This is a genomic window from Enterobacter sp. DVT3837, from assembly GCF_056238685.1.
The window spans coordinates 47,204-73,703 of sequence record NZ_JBWDLA010000003.1; the positions used below are offsets into that span (position 1 = coordinate 47,204).

At 55.2% G+C, this 26,500-nt stretch carries 30 protein-coding genes; 16 read left to right on the plus strand and 14 right to left on the minus strand.

All coding sequences use genetic code 11. The annotated features are described in order from the left end of the window. Nucleotides 1–248 precede the first annotated feature (248 nt). From AC0XWG_RS23265 to AC0XWG_RS23335, 15 genes are all read left to right on the plus strand, one after another. Entirely contained in the window at nt 249–773 is a 525-nt protein-coding gene (locus AC0XWG_RS23265; RefSeq protein ID WP_015063136.1) for a hypothetical protein, read from the plus strand. A gap of 77 nt (nt 774–850) precedes the next feature. After that, nucleotides 851–1,729: a hypothetical protein gene (locus tag AC0XWG_RS23270; protein ID WP_015063137.1), complete on the plus strand. Its 879-nt coding sequence runs from the start codon at nt 851–853 to the stop codon at nt 1,727–1,729. Nucleotides 1,730–1,796: 67 nt separating this feature from the next. Beyond that, a complete protein-coding gene (locus tag AC0XWG_RS23275) occupies nt 1,797–2,732 on the plus strand; it encodes a hypothetical protein (protein ID WP_015063138.1) in 936 nt (311 codons plus the stop codon). Between the two features lie 77 nt (nt 2,733–2,809). Continuing rightward, a complete protein-coding gene (locus tag AC0XWG_RS23280; RefSeq protein ID WP_022652176.1) occupies nt 2,810–3,730 on the plus strand; it encodes a hypothetical protein in 921 nt (306 codons plus the stop codon). 73 nt (nt 3,731–3,803) lie between these two features. After that, entirely contained in the window at nt 3,804–4,739 is a 936-nt protein-coding gene (locus tag AC0XWG_RS23285; protein WP_022652177.1) for a hypothetical protein, read from the plus strand. 176 nt (nt 4,740–4,915) lie between these two features. Beyond that, complete coding sequence (locus AC0XWG_RS23290) at nt 4,916–5,872, plus strand: hypothetical protein (RefSeq protein ID WP_022652178.1); 957 nt, start codon at nt 4,916–4,918, stop codon at nt 5,870–5,872. A gap of 408 nt (nt 5,873–6,280) precedes the next feature. Next, nucleotides 6,281–6,550 (plus strand): hypothetical protein, encoded by a 270-nt coding sequence (locus tag AC0XWG_RS23295; protein WP_015063142.1) that lies wholly within the window; start codon nt 6,281–6,283, stop codon nt 6,548–6,550. A 109-nt stretch (nt 6,551–6,659) separates the two neighbouring features. Beyond that, nucleotides 6,660–7,196, plus strand: coding sequence for a hypothetical protein (locus AC0XWG_RS23300; RefSeq protein WP_223203164.1), 537 nt, complete (start codon nt 6,660–6,662; stop codon nt 7,194–7,196). Between the two features lie 7 nt (nt 7,197–7,203). Continuing rightward, nucleotides 7,204–7,461 carry a hypothetical protein gene (locus AC0XWG_RS23305; RefSeq protein WP_015063144.1) on the plus strand — a complete coding sequence of 86 codons (258 nt, stop codon included), beginning with the start codon at nt 7,204–7,206 and terminating at the stop codon, nt 7,459–7,461. Nucleotides 7,462–7,534: 73 nt separating this feature from the next. Then, nucleotides 7,535–8,071, plus strand: coding sequence for a hypothetical protein (locus AC0XWG_RS23310; RefSeq protein ID WP_015063145.1), 537 nt, complete (start codon nt 7,535–7,537; stop codon nt 8,069–8,071). 16 nt (nt 8,072–8,087) lie between these two features. Further along, on the plus strand, nt 8,088–8,534 hold the full coding sequence (locus AC0XWG_RS23315) for a hypothetical protein (RefSeq protein ID WP_015063146.1): 447 nt from the start codon (nt 8,088–8,090) through the stop codon (nt 8,532–8,534). Next, a complete protein-coding gene (locus AC0XWG_RS23320; protein WP_015063147.1) occupies nt 8,527–9,135 on the plus strand; it encodes a hypothetical protein in 609 nt (202 codons plus the stop codon). The genes AC0XWG_RS23315 and AC0XWG_RS23320 overlap by 8 nt, the downstream gene beginning before the upstream one ends. Continuing rightward, nucleotides 9,125–10,084, plus strand: a complete 960-nt coding sequence (locus AC0XWG_RS23325; RefSeq protein WP_015063148.1) for a DNA replication terminus site-binding protein — start codon at nt 9,125–9,127, stop codon at nt 10,082–10,084. Before AC0XWG_RS23320 ends, AC0XWG_RS23325 begins: the two co-directional genes overlap by 11 nt. A 10-nt stretch (nt 10,085–10,094) precedes the next feature. Further along, the gene (locus AC0XWG_RS23330; protein WP_015063149.1) at nt 10,095–11,003 is read left to right on the plus strand and encodes a hypothetical protein; all 909 of its coding nucleotides are present in this window, start codon (nt 10,095–10,097) and stop codon (nt 11,001–11,003) included. Further along, nucleotides 10,939–11,283 (plus strand): hypothetical protein, encoded by a 345-nt coding sequence (locus tag AC0XWG_RS23335; protein WP_015063150.1) that lies wholly within the window; start codon nt 10,939–10,941, stop codon nt 11,281–11,283. Before AC0XWG_RS23330 ends, AC0XWG_RS23335 begins: the two co-directional genes overlap by 65 nt. 24 nt (nt 11,284–11,307) lie before the next feature. On the opposite strand, the gene AC0XWG_RS23340 is transcribed toward AC0XWG_RS23335, so the two are convergent. The 14 genes from AC0XWG_RS23340 to AC0XWG_RS23405 form a co-directional block, all read right to left on the minus strand. Continuing rightward, on the minus strand, nt 11,308–12,489 hold the full coding sequence (locus tag AC0XWG_RS23340) for a tyrosine-type recombinase/integrase (protein ID WP_015063151.1): 1,182 nt from the start codon (nt 12,487–12,489) through the stop codon (nt 11,308–11,310). A 374-nt stretch (nt 12,490–12,863) separates the two neighbouring features. Beyond that, nucleotides 12,864–13,109, minus strand: coding sequence for a DUF2274 domain-containing protein (locus tag AC0XWG_RS23345; RefSeq protein WP_000108283.1), 246 nt, complete (start codon nt 13,107–13,109; stop codon nt 12,864–12,866). Then, entirely contained in the window at nt 13,106–14,386 is a 1,281-nt protein-coding gene (locus tag AC0XWG_RS23350; RefSeq protein WP_003092274.1) for a TraB/TrbI/VirB10 family type IV secretion system protein, read from the minus strand. Before AC0XWG_RS23350 ends, AC0XWG_RS23345 begins: the two co-directional genes overlap by 4 nt. 2 nt (nt 14,387–14,388) lie before the next feature. Next, a complete protein-coding gene (trbG, locus tag AC0XWG_RS23355; protein ID WP_040115280.1) occupies nt 14,389–15,381 on the minus strand; it encodes a P-type conjugative transfer protein TrbG in 993 nt (330 codons plus the stop codon). Beyond that, a complete protein-coding gene (gene trbF, locus AC0XWG_RS23360) occupies nt 15,378–16,082 on the minus strand; it encodes a conjugal transfer protein TrbF (RefSeq protein ID WP_001211312.1) in 705 nt (234 codons plus the stop codon). The genes trbG and trbF overlap by 4 nt, the downstream gene beginning before the upstream one ends. Nucleotides 16,083–16,100: 18 nt before the next feature. Further along, nucleotides 16,101–17,468, minus strand: a complete 1,368-nt coding sequence (trbL, locus tag AC0XWG_RS23365) for a P-type conjugative transfer protein TrbL (protein WP_023093366.1) — start codon at nt 17,466–17,468, stop codon at nt 16,101–16,103. Further along, nucleotides 17,465–17,791 (minus strand): hypothetical protein, encoded by a 327-nt coding sequence (locus AC0XWG_RS23370; RefSeq protein ID WP_475681133.1) that lies wholly within the window; start codon nt 17,789–17,791, stop codon nt 17,465–17,467. The genes trbL and AC0XWG_RS23370 overlap by 4 nt, the downstream gene beginning before the upstream one ends. A gap of 12 nt (nt 17,792–17,803) precedes the next feature. After that, nucleotides 17,804–18,547 (minus strand): P-type conjugative transfer protein TrbJ, encoded by a 744-nt coding sequence (trbJ, locus tag AC0XWG_RS23375; protein ID WP_003092277.1) that lies wholly within the window; start codon nt 18,545–18,547, stop codon nt 17,804–17,806. Then, nucleotides 18,544–20,994: a conjugal transfer protein TrbE gene (gene trbE / locus AC0XWG_RS23380; protein ID WP_000933135.1), complete on the minus strand. Its 2,451-nt coding sequence runs from the start codon at nt 20,992–20,994 to the stop codon at nt 18,544–18,546. The genes trbJ and trbE overlap by 4 nt, the downstream gene beginning before the upstream one ends. Nucleotides 20,995–21,006: 12 nt before the next feature. Then, on the minus strand, nt 21,007–21,276 hold the full coding sequence (locus tag AC0XWG_RS23385) for a VirB3 family type IV secretion system protein (RefSeq protein ID WP_003092280.1): 270 nt from the start codon (nt 21,274–21,276) through the stop codon (nt 21,007–21,009). Next, complete coding sequence (locus AC0XWG_RS23390; RefSeq protein WP_000150010.1) at nt 21,273–21,659, minus strand: TrbC/VirB2 family type IV secretion system protein; 387 nt, start codon at nt 21,657–21,659, stop codon at nt 21,273–21,275. The genes AC0XWG_RS23385 and AC0XWG_RS23390 overlap by 4 nt, the downstream gene beginning before the upstream one ends. Beyond that, a complete protein-coding gene (trbB, locus tag AC0XWG_RS23395; protein WP_023093367.1) occupies nt 21,656–22,726 on the minus strand; it encodes a P-type conjugative transfer ATPase TrbB in 1,071 nt (356 codons plus the stop codon). The genes AC0XWG_RS23390 and trbB overlap by 4 nt, the downstream gene beginning before the upstream one ends. After that, entirely contained in the window at nt 22,723–23,199 is a 477-nt protein-coding gene (locus AC0XWG_RS23400) for a ribbon-helix-helix protein, CopG family (protein ID WP_000085131.1), read from the minus strand. Before AC0XWG_RS23400 ends, trbB begins: the two co-directional genes overlap by 4 nt. Beyond that, on the minus strand, nt 23,196–25,193 hold the full coding sequence (locus tag AC0XWG_RS23405) for a conjugal transfer protein TraG (RefSeq protein ID WP_001163195.1): 1,998 nt from the start codon (nt 25,191–25,193) through the stop codon (nt 23,196–23,198). Before AC0XWG_RS23405 ends, AC0XWG_RS23400 begins: the two co-directional genes overlap by 4 nt. 305 nt (nt 25,194–25,498) lie before the next feature. On the opposite strand from AC0XWG_RS23405, the gene AC0XWG_RS23410 reads away from it, so the two are divergent. After that, complete coding sequence (locus AC0XWG_RS23410; protein ID WP_023093368.1) at nt 25,499–26,404, plus strand: LysR family transcriptional regulator; 906 nt, start codon at nt 25,499–25,501, stop codon at nt 26,402–26,404. Nucleotides 26,405–26,500: the final 96 nt, after the last annotated feature.

A 26,500-nucleotide genomic window follows, 5' to 3' on the forward strand; every position in this document is an offset into this window, starting at 1 on the left:
GGTCGGGGGGGGTTATCTCTTTAGTGTTTAATTTCATAAATACTAAACAGATAATTAGATTTCCTTCGTGAAAATCACCTGTTATTCAGGTTTTTTTTACGGCTGAGATGCTTGCTCAGTTAAATAAATGTGCGGTACATCTGGCTACGGTCGGTTGTATGACGTGGTATATCCATATAACTCAAAACCCCTGACGGGAGTATTACCGTTAGGGTGATGCTCATCGTTTAATATAAGAGAGCATTGTTATGAAAACTGAAAATCAAGACTTATTTAATAAGTTTGCTGCTGTGATTTCATCTCGTATCGTTGAGCAACCATCATCATGCTATTATCTTCATGATAGTGAAGTTGACCTTACGATTTTAAAACACAGCATAATAGATAAGGACAAAAACCTGTTGTATGTAATTCGCCCTTCAGGTACATGTTTGTTACGCTGTGATAAATATTTTTTTCCGAATTACTATCTTACTTGTCGTGGAGATTATAAAGCATTCATTTATGTGCATTTTAATCTTGCTACAGGAAAAGCGGAAGATATCACGTGGCAACAAGCTTTAGAAGTTTTGTCCAAACCGGGAAGGCCCCCATTGAGAGGTTCTCTTGGAAGATTTGATTATTTAAAACTTGTGGTTGATGATCTTCGTACCCGTGGTTATGCCGATTTTCTACCGGCATATAATCTGGATGGACTTCGTCATTTTGCAGTAAAGGATGAGCGACCATCTCTTGTCAGTTATATCGACAATGTCATGGCTCTTTGCGCATAAACATATCACATATTTTAACTACATCCCTGATGGCCAATCCCATCGGGGGGGCCCTCAGCATTTAACCTGGAGGCCTTATGAAATTAGCTACAGATCTTGTCAATGCAGTTCTGATAAAGGATGGTGTTGTACCGGTTTCCATTACTGAGATGCCTGTACAGTCTCTTGTAAATCCTTTGACACAAGTGCATCTCAGCCTGTACCTGAAAACAACGCATTTATCGCGGTTCGTCCCTGACTATGTCGAGACTCTGAAAGATTGTCCGGTATCGTATGATATCGGCCTTGAACTTCAGCAGTGTATCAGCAGTGCTGAATTGCTCTGCGAAGACATGGAATCGCTTGAATTTATCTCTGTATGGATAGAACTCTATACGTGTAATTCAAAGCAACAACGGTTTGAGGAAAGTAACTTTTCTCTTCGTTCCGAAGATATCGAGCTGGCTAAGATGCTAGCTTGTTCCCATGATCTCTTGATTAGCCAGGCTGCTTGTTTCTGGCTTTTATATTTTGATGACTTCATGAGATATGTGCGTAATAGACTCTGTACTTTACTCAGAGAAGTTTTAATACTGATTGCCGGACTGCGGAATGCATTCTTGCACCGTAATGAAGATCAGTTAATTAAGAGAGTGAAGTACGGGAATGAAATGCTGGAGGTAACTCTTAAAGCTATTGCACTATGTTCAATGGACCGGTATCTGAAATCATTTACCTCTTTACGAACAGAAGCGGCAGCTTCGGGTTTTATCAAATGTGTTAAGTCTTATATCAGTACAGGGTGGAGACATGGTTATATAGTCTGTCACTATTATCGAAATGGACAGTCTCTTGGTAAGTCATTACCACTTTTTATAAGTGAGACGTCTGAATACAGTATACAGAAACGAGTAAATCGTCTTATATCTTCCACGATATCAGGGCGAAATAAAGATTTAGGTCTTTCTGATTTCTGATTAACACTACCCATCTGGGGATTACTCCCCTGATGGGCGTAATCCCTTTTTATAACGAGAGGATTACATGAAAATTATCGAGAAAATCATTAATGCATTTCTGATGTCACGCAATCACGCTGTGAAGGTCAGCAATGTTATCTGCTTAACTGGTTGTGACGGTAAATTTACTGGTATACGTTGTGACGCCGATGTTTCATTTGATTTTCTTCATTCGTATGCTAACGCATACAGTTCAATATTTTTAGATATCCCGTTCCCTGGGTTCGAAGACCAGAACATTACGGATTGTGTTAAACGTCAGTTAGATGTAGTGAAAAATAAACAGAATCGGTCTTTCTTTATTGACCATATTAGATTCCCGGTTACTGTCAAGGAAGGATTCACTCTACAGCGCGGTGGTAGTTACGACGTGACTGATAGTGAATATAACAAGCAACGATTGCTGCATTTAACTCGACATGGACGTTTTGGTGAAGACTATCTCACGTACAAAGAAGGACTGAGTCCCTTCTTTTCATTTGTGAATGTAGAATTACATGAAACTATGAAGGAAGGTATTCGTTTAGCACTTGATGTTTTAAATAAGATAACAACTGACCAACCTGACCGTCTTATAAAGGACTTTAAATATCATGACTGTTACAATAGTTATAATGTTCAAATATTTTGTAAGGGGTTGCCAGTTGATATTCTGGAAACGATGATCGCACCTGACTTTTTGTCATCTGACATGTCTGGTAGTCGTCAGATCATCAAAAATGCACGCCGCTATCTTAAAGGCTTTGCCCACAGTAATCGTGTTTACATGAAGTACGGTTGGCGCTTAGCGGATATCGACACGTCTGATTATGCTAAAGTCATGTCAGATAAAGAAATGCATGCCAGAGATGATCTTAAAATGTTTTGCGGTGTCTTTGTTAAAGAGTGCTTCGCATCCGGAAAAGATGAATACGAAGCCTACCTTCAAGAAAGACAACACGCTATTCGTTACGGGTATTAAAACTTATTTTCAACTTATCTAATCCCTGAGGGAACTCTTCCCTTGGGGAGAATTCCCTCTTAACCGAGGGCAATAAAATGAAAGCTATTTATAAATTAATTGAAGCGATGCTGGTGAAGATGGGTTTTGAAGGTGCTGCGATCCAAAGTGTCAATCTGGAAACCGGAGTCATTCAGAGTCTTGTTGTGAAGGTTGATATTCCAGTCCGGACTTTAAAACCGCATTTAATGCGTTATCTGCGCGACTGGGAGCCTTTATGGGGCCCTGACGTGGATAACCATCCTGTTGCACAATATTGCTCAGGAGCTGCGTTGTTGAAGGCTGGGCCGGTCACTCTTGAAACCTTGCAGTTTGAGGTTTCAGTGTCAGCAGCTCACCTGCGTCTTGTTGATGTTGAGCCAGACTGGCTGAATGAAGGTGTGAACCGTGAAAAACTGGACTATGTCTATTATCGTTCCAGCAATGCAGACAAGGATTTAATCCTTGGTATGGTTGAAAACGGTCACAATTTCATCAGCCATCTTCATGGCCAGTTACGGTCACGCTTATCTCAGGTTCTTCCGCTTATTTTCGCAGTTACAGAAAAGGTTGCGGAAAGTTCAGTTCCACAAGTGTTAACCAGGTTCTTCAGTGTTGACCATCAAATCAATACTCAGATAGTAGTTGAACCGGTACCCGTTTCAGTTGCAGACCAGATAATTTCTGCCAACTGGGATGTGAGTAGTATTTCTGGGGCTGACAAGTTCCTGAACCATGTTAATCGTTACCTGTCGGGTAGGGTGATGAAGCGGCGCATTTACGCTGTTATTGAATCTTGCAACGATGGCCCTTTAACTCTCGACGCGAATCTAGGTTGCTTTACTTCACCTCTTCTCGTCACTGAGTACAAAATGGTTCAATCGCATTCTTCATCGCTGTACAGAAAGGCTATAAATAACTCGCTTAAGCAAATCAATTCGTATGCTCCAGAGCATTCGGATGATCTGCTTTACATGTAATTAATAAATAACCCTAAGGGAAGCTCAATCCCTTTAGGGGATGCTTCCTTTATTCTTTCAAGAGGAAGTAGATATGTTTAATGAAAACGATGATATAAATTTTGTTAGCGCCATGCTTAAAAAACAACTTGGTCTGACAGTAATTCAACAGGATATTAAACTGTTTGATAAGTCTAATTTCTTTGAACAACTCTCATTCAAAGCAGAAGTGGCGACTGATGATTTGTTATTCTATCTTGATTCATATATCGAAGAGTTGATAAAACATAAAGCGCCGTATTCTGAAACCGAAGTTCTCCGGAATAAAATCAAATACCTTTTTAAAGTATATGAAAAGTCTGGGTTTCAGAAAATAACAATTCGTGGTTATCATAATGCGCATAGCACTATGAAATTTTTCGATATAGCAACATCAATATTGGCGGCCTCAGAATCGTTGCCTGAATATGATGAATTTCAGAAAGGTCTCAGAAAGGAAATTTATCAGAATAGAATGAGTGTTGACGGGAAAGTTCTTATTGCCCGGTATGCACTGAAGCAATTTTTCCATTCTGATTTTGGCGACTTTATCTATGAGTTTGAGAAAAAAATAACAGAGTGTCTATTTAATTCTCTTCAGGTTATCAAGTCTGTTAAAAATTCATTTCATAGTTTAGGTCAATATCAATATCACCGTCGTGTAAATCATGAACTGATGTTGCATCTTGAGCTGAACACTGATGAATACCCGGCTTGCATGCCTGATCTTTACATTGGTTTCAATGAGTCTGAAGGCACGACGGGGGCGTATTGCGATGATGAAAAACTCATTCGTCTTTATACCTGCGTAAGTTCCGGACACGATGTGCCGGTTATGATGAACGTTCGTTTCACTGGCAGTGATGGGAGTGTTAAGTGTGAATCCTCGCACGGAACCTTCTCTTCTGTGGGACCTTGTGGCCGAGTACAAATCTGTGACAGAGCAGCGTTGATCCATGAAGCGATTGAAGAGTTTCGGGACGGTGTTTAACCGGTCCTCATTCTCACCTCATCGTAAAAAGTAACTTTGTTCGACTAAATGATTGCGTTCACTTTCCTGTTTAACTGGCAGGATAGAATGATTTAGAAAAACATATTTTTATCCACCCACTGGGGAAGTTGCTCCCCTATGGGGCACTTCCTTTCAATTTTCCTGAGGAAGTGAAAATGACTAATTATACTGATAATCAAAACTACGTTCGTGCAGTACTGGCAGACATTGGCATTGATTTTGATGAGACAGAGATTCATATCAATGTCTCTCACTGCCAGGGCGACGAGGTTTCTTTTTCTTGCAGTATATCAGCCAGTGAATTAAGACAGTCTGTGGACCATTATGCGGAAACGCTTAATGCTACTCAACTGGATGGACTGGATGCTAATACCCTCAAGAAGCGCCTGGTTTACTTCCTTGAGGTCTTCGACCAAGTTTCCGGTCAGTATCTGGATATCTCTGGTAAACACTACGCGACTAGCCGCTTTGAATACGATGATGTCTGTTGTGATATCCTAAGTCTTTCTGCGGATAGCACACAACCTGGTGGCTATGATCGTGAAGAATACAAAAAACTGATGGAAGTTGATGGACAGGTTTTAATCGCCCGTTTTGCACTGGAACAATTCTGGAATACGCATTTTATTGGGCTTATCAACTATGTATCAGATGAAATAACATCCGGTCTTCATGATGCTTATCGCACTTTCAGTGATATAAGCATGGCCGCTTATACATTTAGTGAGTATTCATATTCACGTCGAATTACCGACGAACTGAGTCTGCATATTTCACTTCAAGAGGACGATTTCGACGATCAATTAACCGATTGTTATATGGATGAAACAACGCTGCCGTCCGGCAAAGTAGTTTTACGTCGTAATAATGAATCGATTATTGATATTTATGAAAGTTATGCTGCAAAATCTTACTTTCATATGGTTGCTCATGTTCGAGTCCTTGATCAAGATGGTGAAGTCGTTAATGAACTTTACCAAGGGGTGAATGTATCTGAATTGACTGGTGGCCGGGTTAAAATCCATGACCGTCAGGATCTAATTTATGAAGTATTCTCCACATTACGTAAACTCATCCCCGCTACAGAGGTTAAAGTCTCCGTTGCGGCATGAGTGCTGAAGATAGTTTTATATCTTCAGTTTTTTATACTCCCAAGAAGGCACGGTTATCCGTGCCTTTTTTTATTCCTCAAATCTGTTCTTTAATCCGCTATATTTCAACGTACTCATTGACCGATATGATTAACTGCATTGCTCTCCGGTCACAGCTCTTCATAAACCATCCGTTACCTTCCGCATCAACTCCAATCCAAAATTACACTCTTTCTGCTGCTTCCTTTCCTGCTCCGGTTAGTTTCAATTTTTTGACACGTGTTTCCGTTTCCGGCCGCAATCAGTCTACATGCTGGAGACTGCATAAATAAAATTTACTTACTTTGTTTTAGTTTCGCGAAAATAGGTCTCTTATCCGAAAAATGGAACGATAGAGATTTGTATACTGTTTAAAACAAAGGAGTGACTATGCCTGCCACCATAAGTCTGAGCAATATCCCTGTGAACTCGGTCTTTTCCCACGACCAAAGCCAGTTCTCTTATCGGCATGTTGATTTCAGTATTGAGTTGCTGCTTTCTTCGGGAAGTGACTCACAGCTGGAGTATCTTTTTCTCAAACCGGCAGCTGAAGTAAAGGCCGATCTACAGCGTCGTTTAGGCCGTGGGGAACTCTTTGTGACAACAGACAGTTGCGACAATTTTAGCGAAGTCTATGGCTGTATGGGACACGATTGCTGAGGGCTTTATAAAGGCAGGCGTCCGATTTTATAACAATACGAGACACAAGCACCTAATGATGACTGAATCGTTCTATGACTGGGTTGTGTACTGCATCACGGGCGTAATAATGGCGTCGGCGCTCCTCGAAGGAAAAAGAACCCGTTTCCCGGCTGCATTTTTTTACGGAAGCATTGTGCTTCTGGTTGTTTTGATTGTGGCCGGTGGCCTGAACTGGTGGTTTTACCGGTCAAAATTCGGCTCAGTCGTCGTTATTTTTGCTGCTACAACACTGTTAATGACCCGATTCAGGATGGTCATTTATGCGCTCAGGTTTCGGTCGCTGGTTGCAGGTCTGCAATCACACGTTAACAAGGGGTTCAGGATAATCCTCGTTTTACCCGAAAATGAGGACGAGAAGATCGTATTAATGAGCATGTTGTCTAAAAAAATACCCGCAGGCGCGTTGTTTTATACCCAAACTGCTCTGGGTCCATATTCAGGGGATCTACTGCATGCATTGGGACAAAAGCATCTTATGGGCGAAGGTTACCTGCTTCTCTGTGAGCAACAACTTCCTGCCCGAACCTGGCTAAGCACTGTGGAAAACGGTGAACCAGAGACGTCTCTTGCAGTCAATTTTCATTCGATCCCTGATATGGAGTGATACCCCTATGTACAATACCGATTCACAGACCGTACCAGCTGACACCCTGTGTGAAAGCAGTTCTCAGGTGAAAATTCAGTTAAGTCGAAGTGCCTCCCGGGCGCTGACGACGGCGAAAGAAATTCTTGAAACCCGGGGACTGGAATCTGTATCAACTGAAGATCTCGTTCGGGCATGCCTCGAAGAAAATCATCCTCTCGATCTGGCCAGCATCTATCTTGAGCATCGACTAAAACAGAAGGGGACCAGCATCTGCGAATTTTAGCGTTTTGCAACCTATTGGGGAAAATCCGGAATGTGTTTAAATAGCTGTAAATAAAGCAATCTACAGGTAAATCATGAAAAGCAATCTTCATCCTTTTGGAGCGTCTGGCACGAAACGAGTACTCAAAACGGACATTGCGTTGTCGCTGCTCTGTTGGATGTTTACCAGTCCCTTTAGCAACTGGACCGAAAAATATTTTACCGGCACAGAGGTGCCTGAAGCACCGATGCCCGAGTTGGGTCAGGCACCTGAGGCTATCTTTCGATTTGTGCTTAATGATGATGGTTTTGATGTTGGTTATGACGCTGTGGGTATGGATCTCTGCTGTTTCTCTATCCCACTATCTGCAATGCCAACAGTAAATCTCGACGAAGAAGAGACGTTATCCAGGCTGACTGGCGAAATGATCCACGGCGTACTGCTTTCTCTGCCTGAGTACCTTGAGATGCCAGACAGGCTTGTCTATCAGCTAAATGATGAGGTAATGGCGTTCAATTCACACTGTGGCAACGGAATTCTCCATGGATGGACGTCAGCGCAAGAGCTGTGGCGAAACGAGATCTTGCCACGCACACCTATTTTGATGCAGCACACCTCAGTCATTCACTGAGTTCCGGGGGCTCTGGATGAAAAAGCGACTTTACCTGTTGGAATGGAAACTTTGTGAGACACGAGCCTGGTTAGGATGGATGGTTTTTTGGTTGATCATCAGTTTTATGCTGTTATCTGCGATGTTGATGACAGGGCATTTGCTAAACAAGTTTGTCCTAGCGCCCGTCTGGCTGTTTATCTGGTGCTCTCCCTGGTTATGCTTCTTGTTGAAGGTACGCGTGACCGAGATTGATAAAGGGCTGGTGAATACCCTTCAGCTCGGAGGTTTACCGGTTTGTCGGTGGAGCCGTCCTGTAGTTCCCGGCATTTGGTCTGTTGATCGAATGAACGGCCGCTACAGGCTGAACCGTATTGGCACGGATGGCCTAACGGTACATTATCCGTGGCGCTTGCATTATCAGCCTTTGTTCCTGACTCCGGATAACCAGATTTCTGATATTAACGGGGGTAAACATGAATGAAAAATATGACGCTGTAGTGAGTGCAGCTACCTCCTGTCTGTTGTATGTCCGTGAAAACGGAAGGTCAGGCCTCGGGGAATGCCCGGTGGCGTATTCGAATGAACTCATCAACAGATGGCTTAGTTCGGCTGAACGTCGTAATTTGCATTCTCGTCAGTGTTTGCGTTCGATCCGAACCATTCTGAAGCAAGCCAGAAAGTGTCGTCAGCCTGATTTTAAGAGCGTGATGCATTTGCTGGTGGAAGGTAATGGCGTTATCCCGGATGTTACAGTATCGGATTTGGGTAATGTGCAGAGTATACGAAATGAACTTATTGGACTGGGCTGGTGGGTGAAGTTCGGTGTACCGCTGGACTGGCAGCGTATCAATCTGCAACACAGGCCTGTCAGTTTTGGCCTTTTGTCCGACCTTAATCGTTGTTTCAGGCATGACGGCCAGCAGGCTGAACCTCTGCCCCTTTATACAACAGGCAATTCCGATGAACTGCGGAAGGTGTTGGAAAAGTACAGCTACCGGCTGCGTATCGCATCTTCAGAAGTGGTTGAGGATGTAACGGTGTTGCGCTGTTTTATTGAAACCGGAGTGATGAATGTCCAGTGAAAATTTACCTTTCTACCGTGATCGGATTCTGGAGCGAATTGAACAGCTCAGAGCCTTTCTGAATAACCATCAGCCGGTGATGGCGGAACTGATGACTGTGGGGGCCGTCACGCGCCACGAAGAGCGGCTGAAAGAGGTTACCCCAATTGAGGTGAGTACTATTTCTGATGCCTCTGTAGATGACATTATCCGTGTATTTCAGGATTTTTGTATCGATGACATCGATGTACTCAGCAGGAATTCAACGAAAGTAACGACCAAATATCCGGGGCTGATTATTGTTCCTGAGGGTGCCGAACTGCTGAGCAGAATTATTCGCGATATCAACGACGCCAAAACTGACTTTGCCTCAGCTATGAAAAGGGTAAATGATGAGAAACACATCCGCTTTGAGGAAGTTCACCGTAAACTTCCCGGCCTTGTGACAGTGGCGTCTACTCGCAAAATTATGTTTGTGGAGGCACGGCTTAAAAAAGTTACTTTTTGCTGGCGACTAAACCGGAACCAGGTAAAAACCAACGCCAGTGAGCTCATCGCGATGCTGGATAAGCGTCGTACGGCAGCGGTCAAATCGCCAGCGACCACTGACCTGACAGTGGTTGCGAACATCGATAGGGCGAAGGCATTACTTGAAAGAAAGGTCCTACAAGACGGGGATGCGTTACGTCTTTGTCGGACCAATACCTTCCCGGTTCCGATCGCGCATCTGTTCTCATACCGTCCTGAAGGCACGGAGCGTGGAAGTAGCAAATACGCCGAGACGGATTACAAGGTGGTGAAAGCCTCACTGCCCATTTTCGCTGTTGGACAAAAGCCAGCATTTAAAGGTCTTCAGAACTGGGTGCCTGCGTCGGATGACGCACCGTCAAATGCACGAAGGATCAACCATAGCTACACGGAGCTTGTACCCGGTGCGGATCTTGGCATTTTCATTATGAGTAAGGTCTGAGGAGAAAAGCATGCAATGGATCTCCACTACCAGCCAGAAGCTCGATGAGAGACTTTATCGTGTCTGTGTCTGGGTGAAAAAATACCACGAGGACGCTATTAACCGTGTTGTATTGACGGTGGATCTCAGTAAAGCCCGACATGACCCGGGAGAGGATAAGGTACGGTCCGAGTTACTGTGTGGCCATTACTTTCTCATGAGGAAGGAAAACAATGCGAAATCGGCGCCAGCGGATCAAAACTTTGAATTTTTACCTGACGGCCGCAACCTGAGCTGGCAGACGTCGACCCCGGGGCTTCAGCAGCTTCTGCTGAACAATAATGTACCGGAGTCCCTCAGGACCCTGGCTGATTATATTCACATGCGTCTGACCAAACTGACAATGGTCCCGATGTCGGGAACCATAATGAAAGCTGCACAGGAAGACAGTATCAGCTGGGTGAAAGTGGATCTGCGATATTTCTGGCAGTATGAACTGGTTGATTCCCATCTGGGACCTGTCCAGGTGTCTCATAAGGCGCTTGTGCGTTTTGGCCGTCTGGCTAAACACGATGAAAATGCCAGCGCTATTCGTATGCTTCGCCAGCGGTTGTCATCACCATTTATTCAGGAATATGAGATGCCTGAGGAGGAGCTGAAGCGTAAGCAACAGATCATGAATACCGCCGATGTGAAAATGCTTTTTCATGCTCATTATCCGGGGCAGAAATTGCTGTTGGCCCGGTATGCCAATGGCTGGGTGCTGGTGGATTGTTTCCTGTTCCACCATATCAAACCCAAAAAGAAGGCGAAAAACAAAACCAAAGCAGGCAAATCAGAAACACAAAATATAAAAACGACGGGGAGTGAGGATCATGGAACTGGGCATTATGGTGTGCATCGTGTTGTTACTCTCACTGGCAGCGGTGTGGATCAGTAACAAGGCGGTGGGATTACTGGAAATCCATTATTTTAAGCGACCGCTGAGCATGGAATATGCGGCGTGGCTGAGGGTGATGTGTGCCGGTTTGTTGTTTATTTTTATCCAGATGGCCCCGGCATTCACGTTTCTGTATACGCTTAAGCTGGTGGCACTGTTAAACTTGGGTGTGCAAACTATGAAGCTTAACGGCGTTTATAAAATGAAACGCACAGGTATGCTGCCGCCGAAAGACGCCCTTCAGGATCTGAACCGGTTTAATCCTTTCCGTAAGAAATAACCCTCAGCAGCGCCCGCATGGGCGCTACTCATCCAGCGCTCCGCGCATGAATTGCGTCATCGCTTTTTTACCAGCTTCAATGTTACGGATATAGCGTGAAACCATCTCCGCGTTGCTCCAGTTACCCATCTCCATGATCTGCAAGAGCGTATACCCGGCATGAGCAAGTTCGATGGCACCGCCTACGCGGACGCTGTGACCGGTCCAGCATCGGGTGCCCGTTTCCTGCGGATGAAGCTCTTCCCAAAGCGCTTCAAAGGCCCGGAGTAGCGTGTTCTTACTAAGCATACCCTCATCCTCGACGGGAATGGGTTCGCCATTTCCCCCGAGCGGGGTTCGGGTAGGCAGATAGGGCATGTTATGGTTTCTCAGCAGCGCATTGATTTCGTTACCCTGGCTTCGTAAACCCCATTCAGGTGGCATATATCCGTTATCCTGAAAGTTAACGGCCTGAAAGAGATAGTCCTTCGGATGGCTGTATTGATCCCTTCCGACCATACCCATCAGCCTTCTCAGTGTGGCTGTGAGGTTAGGGGTCAGATGATAGGTGAGCAGGGTACTGACAGTGGATTTTGTCCGGTATACCGTCAAGGTAAAGCTGCCGGTCTTTTCATCCAGCACAAGGTCTTCCATCCGAATTCGCCTGATCTCCGCTGAGCGAAGCAGTGTTTCAAACCCTGTCCAAATTAGGCAAAGGTCGCGGAGTTTGCGCACCGACTGCGTCGTACTGTGTGCTTTAATCAATGCCTTTAGATCCGTCACCATGAATGGCGTAGCCTGGCGGGTAACTTTCTGCTTTCGGGCTTCAGCCTGTTCGAGGGCCGCAAGAATATAACCCACTTCAGATGTGATGATCCCAGGCTGATCGAGTGCTTTCCTTTGGATACTGTTCAGGGCATGCAGGCACCCTTTAATACTGCTTCGTGACAGTGACTTCTGAAGATGGTCTAAATAGGCCAGCAGTGGAGTTTCAGTCACCGGGAGAGAGCTGGCGGGCCAATCTTCGTTCACCTCCTTTCCTGCATTTGCCTGATACCACTCATTCCAGGAACGCAGCCAATGGAGATACGTCTTAGCCGTATGGTATTTCAGGTGAGAAAAATAGCGGATGAGGCGCATCAGTTGCTTGTCATTAACTTTAACCGTAGACAATTGTTGATGGAGATCGTTGTCTGCAAACCGTCTGGTTACTGGCTGGCTATTCATTGTGTCCACCTGAATACACTGTTTTTATTTACAGCCATTTTAGCATTGCGGTACCTGCTTATGAACAGGTTCCGGGCAACAAAAAAGTGCCGGTGTCAATTCTTTCGCGCAAATCAAGAAGGACTTGAAACCGTATATGGGACAGTAGGTTAGCTCCTTTCGGGGCCGCTTAGAAGAAGAGCGGCGTTGTCGGCTAGGAGCGACATAGGAGCGTTGGGAGAGAAAGCCGCATCGCACTGTGTAGTGCTGGATTGCCGAGGAACGGCGGGCCTGTCGCATCATCATAGCCCAACAGGCTCGGCGGCATCCAGAATGAAGAACGCGCAGCCTGGGCTGCGCGTTCGATGGATGCCGTTGAATAGCATGCGGTGCAATCATGGCGGCTTCGGTGGTGTGCTGCGGGTCGCCGTGCCCTTCCTGAATCCTCGATCCCCCGCCATGAACGCTTCCAGCATATGCGGGATCAGCGTCGCCGCATCAACGGCCTCGCCATACGCCTGCGCGTGTAGCGCGGCGTAGCGGTCGAGGTCGACTTTCAAGCTGGTCGGGCAAACGAAAGTCAGCTTGGTGCTCTCGGTCTTCGGCAGCGGGCCGAGCCGCAGCTTCTTGGTCGTGCTCATCGTGAAGTCCCCCGGTTGAAGAACAGCGGCTGGTACGGCCGCAGCACCAGATCCCGGTTGACGATGATGCGAACCGGCAGGCCCGGCCGTTGCGTTAAGGTCGGCTGGATGTTGAGGTTGCGCCGGGTCATCTCCTGGCCGACCTGATTGATGCTGTCCTGCGCGCTGTCGCGCCCAGCGATGATGACGCGATCACCATCCTGCCGGTTCTCCGGCGCGGCCAGCTCGGCACCGACGCCCAGCAGCGTGGTGAGTGCCGCACCGGCAAAGATGCGGCCCCAGTGGTAGTCCACATCGTCCTCCAGCCCGGCATAGCCGGCTGGGTCGGTGCCGGCCAGGTTGTCGAGCGTGAGCGAAGACGTGTCCGGCAGGATGATCCGGTTCCAGACGACTTGAACGCGGCTCTGCCCGTAGCTGACCTGGCTGTTGTATTTGCCCAGGATGCGCGAACCCTGCGGAATCAGCAGGAAGCGCCCGGTGGCTGTGTCATAGACCGGCTCCGTCACCGTGGCGATCACGTCGCCGGGCAAGTCCGACTTGATGCCCGTCACCAAGGCACCTGCGACCACTGTTCCGGCCATAACCTGATACGGCGAAATTGGCAGAGTCAGATTGCCGGAATTACGGGTTTCAGTGGGGCCAGCTTTCATGAAAGCCTCTTTCTGGTCTTGCCGGTTTTGCACCGCTGTCGGGTCAGCAGGTTGGGCCGCCGTGGAGGCCGGCCCGGCCGCCAGCGGGTCAAACGCCGCATTGGCGGCGAAGCCCGGCGCAGCGGCCACCTGTGTCTGCGCTACCGGCGCCGCATTCTGCCCACCCGAGCGGAAGAACACGGACGAGGCCGCGGCCGCCTCGGCTTCTTTTCGCAGGGCATCGTTCGGGTCGTGACCGGGGGCCGCGTAGGCAGCCGTCGCCGGTTGCTGCGACTTCACGATAGCCGGGCCAAGATCGCCCGGCAGCGGTGGCCCTAGTTCGGGAACGGCAGGCAGCAACGCCGGCGGCAGCTTGGAATAGTCCGTCGGCAGCGCATCCAGTCCTTCCGACTTTGACACGCGATCGACGTTGTAAAGCTCGGTCTGCTCGCCTGTGCTGCGTCGATGAGGTTGCAGCGACCACATCAGCGCGCCGAGCACGGCGACCGCTAGGACGCCGGCAAGGATGGCCAGCGAGCGCCGGTTCAGGCGTGTGACTGGACGCGGCTGGGCGCGCAGCGCCACTGCCTCCGGCGCCACCTTGTCCGCCTGCGGCGCGGCAAGGTCGGGAGTGTCATCCTGGCTCATGGTCAGTTCCTCCGTGCAACACCATCGGTGCGCTCGATCCGCACCACGTCGCCGCCATCGCCGCCCAGCCGCAGTTCGGCCGCGCCGAACAGGCGATCCACGACGTAGTACGGCGAGCGAAAACGGTAGTTCACCAGTTGCCCGTCGCCCTGCGCGCCGATGACAAACAGCGGCGGCAGCTCGCCCTGGGCGATGCCCGGCGGGAACTGGATATAGACCTTCTCTCCATCATCGAAGGCGCGCAGAGGCTTCCACGGCGGGTTGCTGCCCGATACCGCGTAGCGGAAGCGGATCTTGTCCAGCGACAGGCCCGTATCGACAGGCGTTGTTGCCTGCGCTGCCTGCGCCTGGCGCTGCAACGCGAGCATTCGGTCTTTCGGATAGTCCCAGGACACCGACGCCATCCATGCCCTCTCGGTCGAGGTCAGCTCCAGCAGGTAGGTGCGCCGACTGGTGGTGATGACGAGATTGGTTTTCAGACCGGAGCGGATAGGCTTGACCAGCACATTGACGCGCAGATCGGCCCCGCCGCCGCTGGACGTTTCGCCCACGATCCAGCGCACGGTATCGCCGGCGGCGACCGTTACCAGTTCCTCGCCCGGTTGAAGCGAAACCACCGTCACGCGCCCCGGCGACGCATAGACCTGATAAAGCGCGCCATCGGTGAACGGCCACACCTGAATCGCGTTGACGTAGCCCTCACGGGTAGGCGCGATACGCGCTTCTGCATTGGCACGGGAAACGCGCACCTTTTCGTCGGCCGGCTCCGGCGCAACGGGGGCCTCATCGAGTTCCGGCAGGGGCTTCAACTGCGCCGGCAGCGCCAGCGGTTCAGGGACGGCGACGACTTCGACGGGCTTGGGCGGTTCGGGCAACGGCTGGGCCAGCACCGTCTCGTCGAGCGAGATGGATGGCGGCGGCTTCCCCTGCGAGGCGCAGCCCGCGAGGGCCAGCAGCGTCAAAGGAACAACGTAAAGGCGGAAACGAAGTTTCATGGTTTGGCTCCTTCGGAAGAATCCAGTTCGCGGCTCCATGACAGGCCGTTGACGTAGATACCCAATGGGTTCTTGAGCAGGCGCTGTTCAGTACGCGGGGTTTGCAGGACGGTCGAAAGCACGGCGTTCCAGCGTTCGGTGCCGGCGGGCGCACCGTTGACATAGCGCTGCTCTGTCCAGCGCACGTTGAAAGACGTGTCGCTCGCGCGAACCACGCTGGTGATTTGCACCGTTACCGATTCCTTGCCGATGCGGGCGAATGGGTCATTGGTGCGGGCGTAGTCGTTGAGCACCGCCGCGCCCTTGTCGGTGGTGTAGTCGTAGGCATCGAGCCAGTTCTGCCGCACCACGATGGGGTCGATGGACAGCGAGCGAACCAGCGTCACGAAGCGCGCCAGGTGGTGCGCGATCTGCGCGTCGCCGGGCCGGTACGGCGTGGCGGCCTCTCCCACGGCGCGCACCTGCCCGGCTTGATCGACCTCGATGACATAGGGCGTCACGATGGACTGCGCCGAGCGCCACACCAGGCCGCCGGCCATCAACAGCGCGAGCACTAGGCAGCCGAAGGCCATCAGGCGCCAATTCTTCGCCTGCACGCGGGCGGAGCCGATACGGTCGTCCCACACCTGGGCGGCGGCTTGATACGGGGTGGCAGGCTGCGGCGTATCGGCGTAGCGCACCTGCGGTCGTTTGAATCGCATGGGTGTTCTCCTTGAAGGTTAGGTATCGGAATCCCGCAGGCTCGGGCCTTGCCCGGAGCCGCCGCCGTCGCCGCCGCGCAGCGTGTGGGCGGCAGTGGTCGCGGCATGGGTAGCCTGCTGGCGGCGGTGCATCCGCTTGGCCCAGGCCGGTTGCTGTTGCTTCTGCGAGCCTGCGGTGCCGTCTGCGGTCTGGCCGGGGCCAGCACCGTCGCTGCCGGCTTCTGTGCCGTTCCAGCCAGCGCGGAAGGAGTCGGCCACCTTCTGCCCAACAGCGGAAGCACCAGAGGTGACGCTGCGGCCTGCGGCTTGTGCGCCAGTCTTGGCGACATTGCCGAGGCCAGCCGCCGCGCCCTTGGCACCGCCGCCGGCCGCAGCGGAACCGGCCTGGAACGCCGATCGGGCACTGCCGGCCGCCGAAGTCGCGGCACGCGCACCGGCACCGGCCAGCTTTGCGGCCGCCGGGGCCATTCGTGCCCCGGCCATGACGGCGCCGCCCACGCCCGTTACGGCGGCGCCGATGGCAACGCCGGTGCCGACAGCCCCGACCGCAGCACCAGCCATCGCGCCCGCACCAAGCTGTGGCGCACCGGACACCAGGCCGGTGGCGATACCGGGGCCGAAAATGCCCAGCGCCAGCAGCGCGAGCGAGGCCAGCATCACGACCAGCGCGTGGTCGATGGATGGTTCGTCGGGATGCACCTGGAACTCGGCGAACAGGCCTGAACCGATGCCGACGATGACGGCCAGCACCAAGACCTTGATGCCTGACGACACCACGTTGCCTAGCACCTTTTCCGCGAGGAACGAGGTCTTGTTCCAGAGTGCAAACGGGATCAAGACGAAGCCGGCGAGCGTAGTCAGTTTGAACTCGATCAGCGTGATGAAAAGCTGTACGGCCAGCACGAAGAAGCAGAGGATCACCACCAGCCAGGCGATGAACAGAACCACGATAGGGTCGATGTTCACGAACACCTCGGGGAACCCAGCCATGTCCCCGATCTGTTCCAGAATCGGCGCGGCTGCGTCGATGCCGGTCTTCGCCAGCCGGCCCGGCTGAAGGAAGTTCTCCATCGTGATGGCCGAGCCGGTAGCGGTAATTCCCAAGCCGGCGAACGAGCGGAACACGATGCTCGCCAGCCAGTTGAAGTTGCCGATGATGTAGGCGAACGCGCCGACACAGAGCACCTTGCGCAGCAGCTTGGCGATCACGTCGTCGCCCTGGCCGGTGGCGTGGCTCATGGCCCAATACAGGCCAGCGATCGTCATGTCGATGACGATGAGCGTGGCGGTGAGAAATGCCACTTCGCCCTGCAATAAGCCGAAGCCCGAGTCGATGTAGCGCGAGAACGTATCGAGGAAACGGTCGATGATGGTCACGTCGTTCATGGCGAATCCTCGGGCGGAGTGAGCGGAACGGCGCCCTCTGGCAATTCATCTGCGGGCGTATCGAAGCTCGGCGGAATCGGCGGGAGTTCAGCCAGCGAGTTGTATTCATCCGGCCCGGTATGGCCGGCGAAGAAGCGCCGCCGGAAGGCTTCAGCGGCGGCGCGGCAGGCATCCTCGCCCACGGCCTGCCGGTCGGCCGCGCATTGCCCGCGCAACGCCTTGAGCCGCACCGGATCTGCGGTCAGGGCGTCGGCCAGGTTCTCGGCCGGCTGCTGGCCGCACGCGGTCAGCAGCACGGCCATCAGGACGGAAGCGCATCGCATGGCCGCCTCCGGTCAGTTGTTATAGAAGTTGACGGACTGCGGCGTGTACGGCGTGCCGGTGCCCAGAAAGCGCCGCCGCACTTCGCGGGCGCGCTCCATAGCCGCCGCTTGCCGCGCCAGTTCCAGTGAAGCGGCCCGGTCTTGCGTGATCTGGAGCTGCTGCGCCTGGATCGACTGCTTGGCCTGCAAAGCCAGGAGCTGGTTCGTCGCCTGCATCGCTTGCAGCGCGCCGGTGGCCGACTGGCTCTGGCTCACGAGATCGGCCAGCGCGCTTTCGTCTTGGGCGAGGTTCTGCGACACCTGCGCCTGCATCCGCATCGCGGTGTGCAAGCCGTTCAAGGTGTTCTGCCAGCGTTCGCGGGCGTCCTGTGCCATGCGGTCGCCGCTGATGGTGGCGGCGTACTGTTCCGGGTACAGGCGGGCGAACGTGGCATCCATGCTCTGCACGTCGTAGGCCAAGCCGCGCGCCTCGGCGATCAGGCGCTCGGTGGTGGCGAGCGTCGAGCGCAGGCGGTTGACGATGTTGAAGTCGAGATTTGCCAGGTTCCTGGCCTGGTTCATCAACATCTGCGCCTCGTTCTGAAGCTGGTTGATCTGGTTGTTGATCTGTTCCAGCGTGCGCACGGCGGTCAGCGTGTTCTGCACGAAGTTGGACGGGTCGAACACCGTCAGCGCGGATGCGGGCTGCACGGCCAGCAGCGATACCGACAGCACGGCAGCGAGTGAGACAGAGAGCAAACGGGGCTTGGTCTTCATGGTGAAACCTCCAGCGGTTGAGAAGCGAGAAAGGAAGCTGCCGCCGGAGCGGACGGCAGCAGGTCGGCGGCCCAGCCGAGGCCGCGATGGCGCAGCCACGCGCCGGCGAAGCCGGGAGCGCCGGCCTGCGTCAGCACGCGGTCAATATCGCGTTGGTCTTGAGGGGTGGATGCGCCCGCGAATGCGAGCGCGACAGGCCCCAGGTCGAGGTCGAACAGGCGATTGCCGAGGCGCGACTGGTAGTAGTAATCGCGCTTGGGCTGTGCGGTCGCCACGATCTCAATCTGGCGGCTGTTCAAGCCGAAGCCTTCGTAGATCGTGCGAATCTGCGGCTCGGTGGCCTGCGGGTTAGGTAAGAAGATCCTGCTCGCGCAGCTTTCGATGATGGCTGGCGCGATGGTCGAGTCCTTGATGTCGGCCAGCGACTGCGTGGCAAAGATGACGCTGACGTTCTTTTTTCTGAGCGTCTTGAGCCATTGCCGGATGCGGGCCGCGAAGGACGGCTCATCGAGGAACAGCCACGCTTCATCGAGGATCAGCAGCGTGGGCGCGCCGTCAAAACGTTCGTCGAAGCGGGCGAACAGGTAGCGCAGCACTGCTTGCACGGCGGCGGGGCTGTGCATCAGTTCTTCCATCTCAAAGCCCTGCACGTCGGCCATGCCCAGCCGGTCGTGGTCAGCGTCCAGCAGCTTGCCGTGGGCGCCGCCCAACACATAGGGCGCGAGCGCTTGGCGCAGCGCGTTGGACTGCAATAACACCGACAAGCCGGTCATGGTGCGCTGCTCCACTGGCGCACCGGCAAGGCTTCGCAGCGCCGACCAAATGGCAGCCTTCTCGTCCGGGCCGACCGTCACGCCTTCGTGCAGCAGCCGGCCCTCCACCCATTCGGCGGCCCAGGTGCGGTAGCCCTCGTGGGCTATTCGCGCGAGTGGCTGGAAGGCGATGCCGCCATCGGCACCGAGGTCGTAGTGCTCACCGCCAAGGCCGAGGATGGTGGCGCGCATCGAGCGCCCCATGTCGAAGGCGAAGATCCGCGAGCCGAAGTAGCGCCGGAACTGCATGGCCAATATGGCGAGCAGCACCGACTTGCCCATGCCGGTCGGCCCGGCGACAAGGGTGTGCCCCACGTCGCCGATGTGCGTCACCAGCCGGAACGGCGTCGCGCCATCGGTGCGGGTGACGATCAGCGGCGGGCCATCGAGGTGTTCGTTCTTCTCCGGCCCAGCCCATACCGCTGACATCGGCATCATGTGCGCCAGGTTCAGCGTCGAAACGATGGGCTGACGCACGTTCGCGTATGCGTTGCCGGGGACGGACGACAGCCAGGCATCGACTGCGTTGAGGGTTTCGGGGATGGTCACGAAACCCCGGCCCTGGATGACGCGCTCCACCATGCGCAGCTTCTCGTCGGCCACGGCCGGGTCGGCGTCGAGCACCGTCACCGTGGCGGTGAGGTAGCCGAAGGCGACTTGATCGCTGCCCAGCTCCTGCAAGGCGGCATCGGCGTCGGCGGCCTTGTTGCTGGCATCGGTATCGACCAGCGGGCTTTCCTGCTGAAAGATCGTTTCGCGCAGCAGCGCGATGACGTTCTTGCGCTTGGCGAACCATTGGCGCCGCAAGCGCCCCAATTCCCGTTCCGCCTCGGCTTTGTCCAGGCACAGGAAGCGCGTACTCCAGCGATACGCAAAGCCCAGGCGGTTGAGGTCGTCCAAGATCCCCGGCCAGGTCGAGGTCGGGAAGCCTCGTACCGACACCACGCGCAGGTGCTGATCGCCCAGCATGGGCGCCAGGCCGCCGACCAGCGCGGCATCGGCCAGCAGTGCGTCGATATGGAACGGCACGTCGGGCACGCCGACGCGATAGCGCCGCGTGGAGACTGTGGCATGCAGGTAGGTCAGCGTCTGGCTATCGTCCAGCCAGGCAATCTCCGGCATCACACCATCGAGCAGGTCGAACACGCGATCGGTCTCTGCCACGAAGGAATCAAGCCGACCACGCCAGTCCACACCCTCAGTGGGCCGGTTCTCGTACAGCATCCCAGCCGCACGGGCGCGAGACTCTTGCGGCGGTAGGTGTTGCAACGTGAAGTGATAGACGCTCTCGAAATGGCCATCCGACTCCTCGAACGCCGCGCGTCGCTCCTCATCCACCAGCCAGGACAGTGGTTCGGGAAAGGAGGATTGCGGATAGCTCGATGCCCGCATCCGCTCGGCCTCGATATAGAAGGCCCAGCCAGACCCGGTACGGCGAAGCGCGTTGTTCTGCCGCGCCGACGTGGCAATCAGCTCGCCCTGTGTCGCACTGTCCAAGTCGGGGCCGCGAAACTGGAACGTGCGTTGAAACGAACCATCTTTGTTCAGCACAACGCCCGGCGCGACCAGCCCGGCCCAGGGCAGCCAGTCGGCAAGCAAGGCCGGGCGCTGACGATATTCGGCAAGGTTCAGCATGGCGTCCTCCCCTCACACGTCCAGAAGCGGGCGGTGTTTGATATGCCGCGCGAAGACCTGCATGAACTGCGGATCGACGCGCGCACCCCATACGGCCAGCGAGTGGCCGACGATCCAGAGCACCACGCCGGGAATCCACAGTTGCAGGCCCAGCCCGACGGCGGCGGCTAGCGTGCCGTTGGCAATCGCCACGGTGCGCGGCGCACCGCCCAGCAGGATCGGCTCGGTCAGCGAGCGATGCAGCGGCACTTCAAAGCCCGGAAGATCGGTGGCCTTACTCATACGACGGCCCCTCCGGAGAAGCTGAAGAACGACAGGAAGAACGAGGACGCGGCGAACGCGATGGACAGGCCGAACACGATCTGGATCAGCTTGCGAAAGCCGCCGCTGGTATCACCGAACGCCAGCGCAAGCCCCGTCGAGATGATGATGATCACCGCCACGATCCGGGCGACTGGCCCTTGGATGGATTCGAGGATGGAGGTCAGCGGCCCTTCCCACGGCATCGAGGAACCGGCGGCCTGCGCCGTGCCCGCCAGCAACAGCATCAGCGCGGCCAGCAGCAGCCCTTGCCCTGCGGGACGGGCCAGGTGGCGCAGCCGCGCCATGCTGGACAGGCGAGAAATAGGATTTACGGAAAGACGGAAAGCATCAACGTGCGTCATGGCAGTTCTCCAGGTTGGTCAGGGGTCGAGGAAGGCGCAGCGGCAGCGGCTGCAAGAGGAACCGGCGGCAGCTCGGGAAACGGCGTTTCCAGCGCATCTGTCAGGCGATAGCCCGCACCGTCGAAGCCGACGACACGGGAGATGGTTTCGACGTGACGTTTGCGGCCACGGCCTGCGATGTGAATCACCACGTTGACCGCCTCGGCGATCAGGGCGCGGGGCGGATTCACTGCCACTTCGAGGATCAGTTGCTCCAGACGCAGCAGTGCGCCCAAGGCGGAGCCGGCATGGATGGTGGCAATGCCGCCGGGGTGGCCGGTGCCCCAGACCTTCACCAAGTCCAGGGCTTCGCCGCCACGCACTTCGCCGACGATCACGCGGTCAGGCCGCAGGCGCATCGTGGCCCGCACCAGCTCGGTCATTGTGACGACGCCGGCGCGGGTGCGCAGCGGCACATGGTCGCGGGCCGCGCATTGTAGCTCGATGGTGTCTTCGAGCACCAGCACGCGGTCGCCTGTGGCGGCGATCTCGGCCAGCAGCGCGTTCGCCAGCGTGGTCTTGCCGGTGCTGGTGCCGCCGGCGATCAGGATGTTCTGCCGCTCGCGCACGGCGCGGCGCAGGAACTCGGCCTGCCCGGCGGTCAGGATGCCGTCGGCCACGTAGCGATCCAGGCCGATGATGCTCACGGCCCGCTTGCGTAGCGCGAAGGCTGGCCCCGGGGCGGCCGGAGGCAGGATGCCCTCGAAACGCTCGCCGGTTTCCGGCAACTCGGCGGTCAAGAGCGGCTGGCCGCGATGCACCTCCGCGCCGACATGCGCGGCGACCAGGCGGATGATGCGTTCACCATCGGCCTCGGGCATCTCCACGCCCAGCGGCGAGCGACCCGACGACAGCCGATCCACCCACAGGGTGCGATCGGGGTTGAGCATGATTTCCACAACATCCGGATCTTCGAGCGCAGCGGCGATCAGCGGCCCCATCGCCGTGCGCAGCATCTGGATGCGGCGATCCTGGGACGCCGCGGCGGATGAGCGAGATTCAGGCGGAATCTGCGGAACGGCACTCATGACGCACGCTCTGCAGCTCGCTCATCGGCGGACGCCATCGCTGCTGCGTCATCCATCCGCATCGGATCGGGGTGCAGTTCCTCCACCACGTCGCGCACCAGACTGCGGCCACGCAGCAGGTGGCGACCCAACTGCTCGACGAACTGCTCGAAGCGCGCTTTGCCCTGGGCGCGGGCCGCGTCCTTGTGGGCTTCTGGCACCGGCGTGCTGATGGTCAAGAAATAGCGGATGAACAGCGCCAGCGTTTCGATCTGGATGTTCTGGTCGCGCTCCATGCGTTCGGTCTGCCGCGACAGTCGATCCAGCCGCTTGGCAATGGCGGCCTCACGCTGGTCGCCCGCATCGGGTGACAGCCAGGACGCCAAGGCCGCTGCGACGATGGAGGACTTGGACACGCCTTTCTTGGCGGCAAGTTCATCCAGGCGCTTGGCGTGCTCGGGCTGGATGAAAAGATTGAGGCGGTATTGGCTCATAGGTCGATTCCGTCGTTGGGGTCGAGAGAAGCCAGCCGGGCCGTGCGCTGCATGGCCGGGTCGAGCTGGCCGGGAAGCGGGAGCGCCAGGTCGTCGTCATCGAGCAGCTCCAGGTCGTTCGCACACGCGTCCAACTCGGGCTCGTAGGCGACGGTTTCGGAGAGTTCGAGCTGGCGGCGCGGGCCGCCGTCATCGGTGCCGCCCGGACCATCGGCGGATACCGAGGTCGGCGCCGTAGGTACGGCCGGGATCGCCAAGCCGCTCCAGTCGTCGGGGCGGGCTGGCGGCGCGTCGGCGTACCTCCCGACTGCGAGCACGGGCGGTGGCAGGACGCGATCCTTGAAATTGGCGTCGACGTAGTAACGCAGCTTCTTCGCGCGGATCGGGGCAACGCTGGACACCATGACTACGGCGTCCTCAGGTGGAAGCTGCATCACCTCGCCGGGCGTCAGCAGCGGACGTGCAGTTTCCTGACGCGACACCATCAGGTGCCCCAGCCACGGAGCGAGGCGGTGGCCCGCGTAGTTGCGCTGCGCGCGAAGCTCGGTGGCGGTGCCGAGGGTTTCGGAAATCCTTTTCGCCGTCCTTTCGTCGTTGGTGGCGAAAGTCACCCGGACATGGCAGTTGTCGAGGATGGAATGGTTCTGCCCATACGCCTTGTCGATCTGGTTCAGGCTTTGAGCGATGAGAAAGCTGCGGATGCCGTAGCCGGCCATGAAGGCAAGCGCGGACTCGAAAAAATCGAGGCGACCCAGCGCCGGAAACTCGTCCAGCATCAGCAGCAGCTTGTGCCGGCGCGCGATGCCATCGCTGCCGTCGAGCGATTCGGTCAGCCGCCGCCCGATCTGGTTCAAGATGAGCCGGATCAGCGGCTTGGTGCGGCTTATGTCGGAGGGCGGCACCACCAGATAGAGCGATACCGGGTGCTCGGCGGAAATCAGGTCGGCGATGCGCCAATCGCAGCGCGATGTGACTTCGGCCACGGTCGGGTCGCGGTACAGGCCGAGAAACGACATGGCGGTGGAGAGCACGCCCGATCGCTCGTTGTCCGACTTGTTGAGCACTTCGCGGGCAGCGGATGCGACAACCGGGTGAGGCGCATCGCCCAGGTGCTTCGTCGTCATCATCCGGTGCAGCGTCAGCTCGAACGGACACGCCGGGTCGCTGAGGAAGTTGGCGACGCCGCGCAGCGTCTTGTCCTCGCCTGCGTACAGAACATGCAAGATTGCACCGACCAGTAGCGCGTGGCTGGTCTTCTCCCAATGATTGCGCTTCTCTAACGCACCTTCAGGGTCAACCAGAATGTCGGCGATGTTCTGCACGTCGCGCACTTCATGTGCGCCGCGCCGGACTTCAAGCAGCGGGTTGTAGGCGGCCGACTGCCTATCGGTGGGGTTGAAAAGCAGGCAGTGCGAAAAGCGCGAACGCCAGCCCGCCGTGATCTTCCAGTTCTCTCCCTTAATGTCGTGAATGACGGCGGACGCCGGCCACGAAAGCAACGTAGGCACCACCAAGCCCACGCCCTTGCCCGAGCGCGTGGGTGCGAAGCTCAGGACATGTTCCGGCCCCTCATGTCGGAGGTATTGGTCGTCGTGTTGGCCGAGGAAGACGCCCGCCGGGAGGGTCAGTCCAGCTTTGCGGATGTCGACGGCATCGGCCCAGCGTGCCGAACCATAAGTCGTAACCAGCCGCGACTGCCGAGAACGCCATACCGACATGGCGATGGCGACGAGTAAAGCGAACAAACCGCTACCACCCGCAATCGCACCGCCTGTGTCGAAGACGTGCGGCGCGTAGGCATCAAAGAAGAACCACCATTCGAACAAGCGCCACGGGTGATAAACCGGTACACCTAGAAGATCGAACCAGGGCGATCCGAGGCGTACTTGATAGCCAAGGGTCGCTGCTGTCCATTGTGTGGCGCCCCAGACGCCGGCGATCACGATGCCGATTACCACAGCGATCTGGCCGAACAGAACGTTCGTCCCTTGCATGACCTGTCCTCCGATTTCTCCTGCGCTGGTGTCTCATTGAAAGCGTTGCACAGGGGGTGTCGCAGGCGTCAGGATCGGTTCTGGGCTAGTGCCGGTCAAAGACCGTTCGCAGCACAATGGTCGAGGGAAAAGAAAGAATGAGCGCGGTGGCGAGTCAAAGAAAAGCGCCGCAAGCGAAAGCGCACTGCGGCGCATACAGAGTTCCAAGCAAGTTACCCAAAAAAAGCCGTCAATGGGCCTTGCTTCCACTCATAGGCAATATTTAGATATCATGAAAAACGATGATATTTAAGATTGGAATAAAAATGAAAAATATCAAGAGTATGGATCTCAACTTGCTCAAGGCGCTGGACGCATTGTTAGACGAACGCAATGTGACACGGGCGGCGGCCCGTCTGGGACTAACCCAGCCGGCCTTGAGTGGCATGCTGACGCGGTTGCGCGAGAGCTTCGGTGACCCGCTTTTCGCGCGCTCGCAGCGGGGTATCGTTCCAACGCAGCGGGCGCTGGATCTAGGGATGCCTGTCAAGCAGGTGCTCGCCGAAATCGACGCGCTGCTCCAGCCACCTTCCTTCAATCCGGCCACCGCACAACTGACCTTCTCCATCGCCGCGACGGACTATGCGCTGCGTGCCGTTGCTGTCCCATTTCTATCGGCACTTAAACGGCACGCACCGCGTGTACGAGTCTCATTAGTGCCAGTCGAGAGCGGGCAGCTACAGAACCAGCTTGAGCGCGGTCAGATCGATTTAGCCCTCCTGACGCCAGAGATCACTCCGCCAAATCTGCATGCCCGAGAGCTGTTCAAGGAACACTATGTGTGTGTCCTGCGGGAAGACCATCCTGCGGCTATGGGGCGCAAGCTGACCGTTAAACAGTTCTGTGCTCTCGACCATGCGCTTGTTTCCTACGATGGTGGAGGTTTCCGCGGCGTCACCGACGATGCGCTAGAACAGTTGGGCAAACGACGCAGCGTCACACTGTCGGTCAAGAGCTTTCTGATCTTGCCAGACATCCTGCGTGCCAGTGACATGGTTGCGATCTTGCCGAGCCGCTTGGTCGCCGGTATGGACAAGCTGGCTATCTCCCTGCCGCCGGTGAAGATACCGGGGTTCACCAAGACGGCTGCTTGGCACGAACGCACCCATCACGATCCAGCACATCGCTGGATACGAGCACTGCTGTTCACTTCCTGTGCTAACAACAAGTAGGCAAGATCGCTCCTATCGTCATGCTCAGCACAACTCTACCTCGCACTACAAATAAGCAATCAGTCGGCTCAATTGGAGACGCGCCCTTTCGTAGCG